This is a genomic window from Alteromonas sp. AO-Serp, from assembly GCF_017849675.1.
GTDB lineage: Bacteria > Pseudomonadota > Gammaproteobacteria > Enterobacterales > Alteromonadaceae > Alteromonas > Alteromonas macleodii.
Map to the genome: position 1 here is coordinate 1 of NZ_JAFLMX010000251.1, position 8,006 is coordinate 8,006.

The window sequence follows — 8,006 nt, forward strand, 5'->3', positions numbered from 1 at the left end:
GCAGCGCCTTTTTTGTTTGTATAGCAAATCTAGAGCGTAAGGCTATGCGCCCTGTTTTTCTGCAATATACTCGTCCACCAACTCTTCAAGAATGGCAAGTGGCACAGCACCGTTTTTAAGCACCACGTCGTGGAAATCGCGTATGTCGAACTTATCGCCTAGGGCTTGTTTCGCTTTTTCACGAATTTCTAAAATCTTAATCATGCCCACTTTATAAGAGGTGGCCTGCCCCGGCATAACAATATAGCGCTCAATTTCAGACGTAACGTCGCTAAGCGCCATACCTGTATTGCTTACCATATAGTCAATTGCCTCTTCACGGGTCCAACGCTTATCGTGAATGCCCGTATCTACCACTAAGCGCACGGCTCTGAATAGCTCAGCTTGAAGACGACCTAGGTTATCTAGAGGGTTGTCCTGAAAGCCCATCTCCCATGCTAAGTATTCTGAATACAAAGCCCAGCCTTCAGTGTAGGCGGTAAAAGGTGACATTTTGCGAATAAAGGGCATGCCTTCAAGTTCCATCGCTAAGGCTACCTGGAAATGGTGGCCCGGAATGCCTTCGTGATAGGCCAATGTGCGCATGCTGTACTTAGGCGTCGCTTTAATATCATATAAGTTGGCATAAAATCGTCCCGGACGAGAGCCATCAATAGCGGGCTGCTGATAGTAGGCGCCTGGTGCGGTTTTCTCTTTGAACTCAGGAATACGAACCACTTCCATGCCGGCCTCAGGGCGAATTCTAAATGCATCGCTAATACCCGCATCAACCTCATCAAGTATGGTTTGGTAATCTTTTAGAATTTGCTCGCGCCCTTCATCACTGTCTTCGTAATAGTGAGACGGATCGGCGGCTAACGCGTCCATCGCGTTAGAGAAGCCTTGGCTAACGTCATAGCCTTCACCAGCGAGAATAGCTAACATTTCGCCCTGAATTCTCTCTACCTCTTTTAAGCCCAGGTTGTGAATTTCATCGGCAGTCATATCTGTAGTTGTGAAAAAGCGCAGCGCATTAGCGTACACCTTGTCGCCATCGGGTAAATGCCAATAGCCGTGATCGTTTCCTGCTTTCGCTTGAAGCTTGGTGAAGTAATCGATAAACAGTTTGTAGGCGCGGTTTACATCATCACCTATAACCGTCTGGGCTTCAGCTAAATATGCGTCTTGCTGCTCTGAAGAGATATCTTCAGCCTTAGACATCTTCTCTTTCAGCGAGCTATAAAGAATATTTTCCTCTACAGGTGAAGAGATAAAGCCATTCATTTCGTCTAGTACACGGTCTATCACGAAGCGCGGAGGAATAATGCCTTTTTCCTCACGCAATTTAAGTCCTTCAAGTACTTGCGCAAATTTTTCATCTACAGCACGTAAACGACTTAAGTAATTTTCTACGTCAGTGGCATCATTAATTTGATGCTGACCTTCCATAAAGCTTGGGAAGCCGTTTTGTACACCGAAAAGTTGGTTTACTGGGTAGCCGTGATACTGAAACGCTTCGTTACTAATGAGGTAATCAAGCAAGTACAGGGTGATCTCTTTAGAAAGCTGCTCGTCTTTGCTTAAGTCTTCGTCGTCATACGCTAAAACTCTTTCGCGTATGTGGCGCGCTTTGTCGAACAAAGCTGCGTTTTTCTCTATGCTAGCGTCATCAAGTTCGGCGTTATGACCTTTAATACCCACTGATTCTAAGAAACCGAGAGAGGTTAAGGTTTCAGGGCTATCAAACGCTACTTTCACCATTTCACGGTTAAGTAGGTTATTAAAGTAAAAGGGTTTATCCGCATACCACTCGTGCGCAGCAAATGCACCGCCTGCCAACAAAATTATCAGTAAGCCGGTACCAATCCATTTAAAAAATCGTTTCATCGTTATTGTTGTCCGAATTTTGTCCAATGTTTACGTTAACGGAAAAAGTTAATAAAAGTAAATGGTAATAATGAACTCGATATAAAAAGAAAGGCGCTGCTTATACAGCAGCGCCTTTGTTATTGTTGTTAAACGTTTTTAGGCTTAATTTAACGGAGGAATGTCATCGGCATTCTGGTTAATTTTACCTACGCCCGAGTAGTTGATAACTCGCTGCTTAACGACTTCGGCATCATCTAGTACGTAGTCATACGGCACTTCGTAGCTGGATGTTGGCGTGGCTTCAGGTCCTGCAACAACGTCACCATCAGCTGGCGTCGTCCAGGTTACACCTTCGCCAAACAGGTTGCCTGACGTGTTCCAGTATCCAATAACGTCTGAGTAGAAAGAAACAATTGGGTTTTGCGTGTTCTCAAACACATTGTTTTCTACCTGTAGCTCTGCACCAATTCTTGAATTGATTGCCGTAGAGGATATCTGATTGTAATAGTTGTTATACAAGTGACCGTGACCGTAGCGGAATAACGGCAAACGTGACTCGATATTCTCAAAGCGGTTGTGGTGGAAGGTAACTAAGCGCTCGGTATTATCACTGTCTACATCATTCTCAGTGTGGCCGTGTAACGAGGCTTTCCAATGATCATGAAGGTAGTTGTAAGAGATAGTGATGTTTTTCGCGCCGCGTTTACTATCTACTAATCCGTCGTAGAAATCCTTGTCCACAGACAATGTGCTGTAAAGCTCATTGTGGTCAATCCAAATGTTGCTGGTGGTAGAGCCGTCGTTATCACCTTCAATAGAGATAGCGTCTTTTCCATCAGTAAGCACGTGGTGGATTTTCAGGTTTTGAATTATCACGTTATTTGCACGTCGAATTAAGATGCCAATGCCGTCGAATTCGCCCCTGCCTGCAACCCCGATAATTGACACATCGTTCATATCTTTTATTTCAATCGGTGAGCCCGTACCGCCATTGTTTGCGTCGGTAATGGTGCCATCTACATAAACCGTTACTGGGGTGTTGCTGTTCGCCGCGCTGTCTAGTGCCGCCTGCAGGTCAGCGCCGTTATCTACGGTTACTACTGTACCGCCAGCACCGCCGGTTAATGCATAGTTGTATTGTGCAAAACCGTACGCATCAAGCGTTGGAGCAGGTGCTACATTCGGTAAGTTAGGCTCGCTTGGCACCCAGCCTTCACCGTTATTAAAGTGAGAGAATATCGCCGTTCTGCTGGTAAGTTCAGTCACTTCGCTGTCGGTGAGAATGTGGGCAAACTGACGGCTTGAAAGATCAAGCGGGTTACCCTGCATATCCATGCTGCCGTATTCACGCCATCCAGCTGCTGCGGTTGCAGGGCTAGGGTTTGGTGCAGGTTGGTCGCGTACTCCTTCGCCCGCCCAGCCGATAGTGGCAATGTGGGTGTCGAAACGGTTATTAATAAGCGTAATATTGTCGAAGTAGCTTGCGCTGCCGCCACTTCTTGCAATATACGTAGAGTCGTCGAGGACACCGTTACCAATAGGGCCTGGGCCATTAGTGAAGCTGTTGTTTAAGAAGATAAACCCTTTATAAGAAATATCAGGTACGCGAGCTTGTAGAATGTAGCCGCCCGCTGTGTCTTCGTCAGGGTTACCATTTTTAGAGTCGCCAATGGTGCGAATTTCGCTGTTTTCAAACAGTGCGGTATTTACGTAACCCCAAATGAAATCAACGTTGCCGGCAATCAATGAGTTGTAGAACCAACTAAAGCCTTTTAACAGCAGCGTATCTTGTTCACTCACAAAGTTCATATCAACGGCAGTTAGACGACCTGAATCACTGTTAAAGTAAATCGTCTCAGCTTGGTTAGAGTAGTCGTTGCTTCTGATGTGTGAGTTTTTCAAAGTGAAGTTCGTTAGCGTCAGGTTATCTACGCCTTCCACTAAAAATACGCTTCTTCCGCCTGATGGCGTGCCCGCCGCAGGTGCTTCGCTCTTGCCACTACCGCTGTTAAAGCTTTCAAAGTTATCGTAGTACACCACGGTATTGTCTCGGCTCTCGCCTTGAAGCGTGACATTGTTGTTACCGCGAAGGAACAGCATTTCCTGATACTCGCCGTCACGAATCGTGATGCGAGATGGCGTATCGCTACTTACGTTTTGCATCACGTAATTAAGCGCACCTTGCACCGTGCGGAAATCCGCTTCGCCGTCATCATCTACGGTAACATTCGCGCCAGAAGGTGCAGCGGCTCTTGTTGCAAAGCGCCAGTTCGCACTCTTGCCAATACCACTAAAGCTTTCACCATTTAGCGTTGCGCCGGTTATCGCACCATCGCTAATGGCCACGTAATATGACTGACCATATTGAAGGGCATTTGTATGAGGCTTAATCACCAATGTGTTGCCTACAACTGATGCTGGGCGGTAAGCCACTTTGCGCTGTCTGTCTTGGCCTTCAAAGCCAATAAAGTCTTCATCAGCTGCAATATTAATAACGTCTACCAGGGTGTCGTCTGTCGCATTGTAAATGCGCACTTCACCGCTACTTCCTAAGGTGGGTTCGCTGTCGAAGGTTAACGAGAGTAGAGTATCGGTATACGCATTGTTATTGCCCGAATACGGTGTGGTATCGGGGAATAAGTCGCCATAGGTGGCGGTAGGCATGGTAAAGCCTTCGCCAACATTAACGGCAATGTGTTTGCTTAATGTAGGGTCAGAGCCAGAGGTAAAAGTTACCATTGCACTGCCGGCAGCGCGAGGGGTAATAGTAACTTGTGGGCCTTGCTGCTCTACGCTGACCACACTCGCATCACTGCTGGTTACGGTAAACGTGTCTTCAGTAATACCGTCGTTTTGTACTGCGGTAACGTAAACGAACAACGGATCGCTACTGGTGGTGGTTTCCCACTCTGTTTCTTTGAAATCCAGAGTAAGTTGAACTGGTTTAACAGCGGGGTCACCCACTTTTAAATCGTCCAGCTCGAACGAGCGGTTATTAGTGAAAAGGCCAATCAGTCCCGCTGCACTATAGGTTGTATCTTCTGCTGTACCCATGTTCTCGCCGTCTAAATAAACGGTGAGTTTCTCGTTTTCCATTTCAAAACGCACGCGGTACCACGTGCCGTCTGTACCGTCTTTTTCACCCAGTACAATAGGTGACTTAGCTTGGACAGGGCGAGAAATACTACCTTCGGTACTTACCGCTACTTCCACTTGTGTACTGCTTGACGAGTTTTGTACATTCAAACCTCCGCCGTACCAGTTTCCAGCGCTATCATAACGACCTAGAAGGAAGATCTGTTTGTTTCGCGTGGTGCTGTTTTGTCTTGGACGAATGCGCGCTTCAACAAAGTAATTTCCATTTTCTGGCAGGTTGCTTAGCGCCGACTCTTTAACCAAGAAAATCTCGCCACCTTCACCGCCAGCGGTGTAGCGCATCACTTTGTTGCCGTCATCTTCTACAACATCAAACGTGCCTTGTGGACCGTTTGAGCCTGCGTCGTCTGAAATAAGCGTGAAGTTATCTAAAGAGCCCGATGCAAAGTCGTCACAGAAGTAAAGCTGTGGTTCATTTTCACAGCTAAACTTGCTGTCATCTGGCGCTTCACCCACATACGATATAACAAAGTTATCGATAACCACTTTGCCGCCACTTTCAGTACGAAGCTGCAGGAACGAGGTGGGTGTACCAATAAATCCATCGATAGTTAGGCGTTGTCCTGGCACAAGGTTATTAACCAGCTCGCTGTAGAATTTAGAGTCGCCACCATGTATCGATTTGCTGCTACTGCTGGTGTTGTTATCTACATATATCTGGAAGTTGTTGTCGCCTTCACTGTCTTCAACCGCAATGATGTCCATACTAATGGTATATTCACGGCTTAAATCTAATATACCCGTGGTTACAGTGTCATCAGCGGTTGTGTCTGTATCTGGGGTACTGTTGCCCATGGTAAAGCGTGCACTGTCGATAGCTAGTTGGCCTTCGGAGATCACTAAACCTGAGCCGCCGCCCGTTACGCTATAAAACGGTGTCGCACCACCATCAGTTGATTTGTATTCAGGGCTGAAGAAGGTGTCAGCGTCTGTTTCAAACGTCTCCTCTAACAGGGTGTTTTCATCAATATATTCAATGCGAATATTGTCGATGACCACAATAGAGCCACTTTCCGTTCTAAATTGAAGGTACGAGTTAGGCGTTGCTATCTGTCCTTCTACCGTCATGGTGGTTCCCGGTACTAAATCGAGCACAGGCTCATTAAAGAAACGGGAATCTGAACCTAGGTGTGAGTTGGCGCTGCCAGAAGTATTGTTATCCACGTAAATCTGGAATTTGTTGTCGCCTTCGGAATCTTCAGCAGAAATAACATCAAAGATAACCTTGTAAGGACGGCTCAAATCCAGTGCACCGGTTGATGATGTATCGTCAGACGAGCTTTGGGTATCAGGTTCAGTATTACCAAGGGTAAAGCGTCCGCCGTCAAGCTGAATACCAGTGTCAATTTGCGTTACCGAGCCACCGGTAATGGTAAACATGGCGACTTGCTCACCCGCTGCATTTTCAATCGCGGCAAAGTTTGTCGAGAAAATATCCTCGCTTTCACCTGCAAAGGTATAGGAAAGCGGCAGCGGTACACTTGGAGTAACTTCTGGCTCTTCAGGTTCAGTAGGCTCAGGCTCAACCGGAGGCACTGGGTCAACTGCGTCAGCTACCGTCTCAATTTTTAAGTTATCGATAGTGATAGTGGCACTAGAGTCTGTGCGCAATTGGAAGAAGCTATTAGTTACCGAGCTATCGAGAATTTTAGCGTCAGGTGCACTAGGATCGCCGCCACCAATATCGTCGCCTGGCTCATAGGTATAGGTAAATCGCGTGCCGGGTACCATCGTGCCGTCTGCTAACCCTATGCTCACGAACTTAGAAGCAGCACCGTGTACAGAGTTATCTTGACCTGTGGTGTTGTTATCTACATAAAGGCTGAACGTACCGCCGCCATTATGAGAAATAACGTCGAAGCTAATGGTAAAACCTTCGCTAAGATTATAAATACCCATGCCTACCGTATCTGATGCCGACGTATTGGCACCTGGGTTGGCCGCAACGTTACCAATACTGAATCTATCGCCTTCAAGGGTAAGTTGACCTGTGGTGGCGTCGACTAGTGGGCTGCCACCTGTTACATAATAAAGCGCGCCAGCATCTGGCTCTTCACTTAAGCGCTTGTACGACGATGAGAAAAACGTATCGGTGTCGGTATCGAAGTTTTCTTCAAGCGCCGCCTGGATAGAATTCGCTGCTTCCTCTAGCTTTGCAAGTTCAACATCTGCTTGTTCCTGGGTAAATGCAAACAGGTAGTTCTGTGGATCTTCGTTGGCAAGGCAATTTTCAACATGCAGCACTAGCGGCATAGACTGAGCGTTATCTGGGGATATCACGCACAGGCTGTATACTTCGTTAACCGTGTTGAAAGCACGGGAAATAAGATACTCAGTTTGCTCATCGTAGCTAAGGGCAATAACTTTGCGTCCAAAAGAGAATTCATAGTTACCCGTTGTGCTTTCCTCACCGTGCACTCTTACAAAAGTACCTGACAAGTTCGCTTCGTCGTCTGGCGTAAAGGTGTAAGTGGCTTGAGATACACTTCTGCCTTCCAGTGTTGGTGCGTAAATGTCGCCTGTGAAGCGGGTTACATCAAAGGTGTTAGGGAACAGCGTACCTAATTCGGCTTCAAGGTAATTTACGAAATGGCTGATAGCCTGTGCTTTATCCACAAGCGTAGCACTGGCTCCGCCAGCGGAACCCAGCCACACCTCTACATCGGCTGCAAAATCTGCATCAGATTGATTAAAGAAGTCTTCAATGGTTTGCCCTTCGTCTAGCGTAGCTACCGCCACATCGTCAGCACTGGCGCTTAGCGATATACCGTTACTTGGGTCGCCATCGGTATCGAGGGATTGTAAAAGTCGAAGCGTGTTTACGACCGACTGGTTAAAAGGGTTGTCAGTTGCGAACAGGTCAAGAGGAGAAATAACGCTTGATGCCGGTGTTTCTGGAAACGTCAGCTGGCCAATGCTGAAAGCGAGCTGCTCGCCTCTGAAGTAAGAGTACTCACCCTGCGCATTGGTAGTGCCGTTTTCCACAGAAGCAGAGGAATAAT

Annotated in this window: 2 protein-coding genes; both read right to left on the minus strand. The window is 47.0% G+C overall.

The genetic code is table 11. The features are described 5' to 3' along the window. Positions 1–42: 42 nt before the first annotated feature. Positions 43–1,866, minus strand: coding sequence for a DUF885 domain-containing protein (locus tag QVA83_RS16700; protein ID WP_287498715.1), 1,824 nt, complete (start codon positions 1,864–1,866; stop codon positions 43–45). Positions 1,867–2,010: 144 nt separating this feature from the next. Further along, on the minus strand, positions 2,011–8,006 hold a 5,996-nt coding region (locus tag QVA83_RS16705), incomplete at its 5' end, for a pectinesterase family protein (protein ID WP_502711471.1).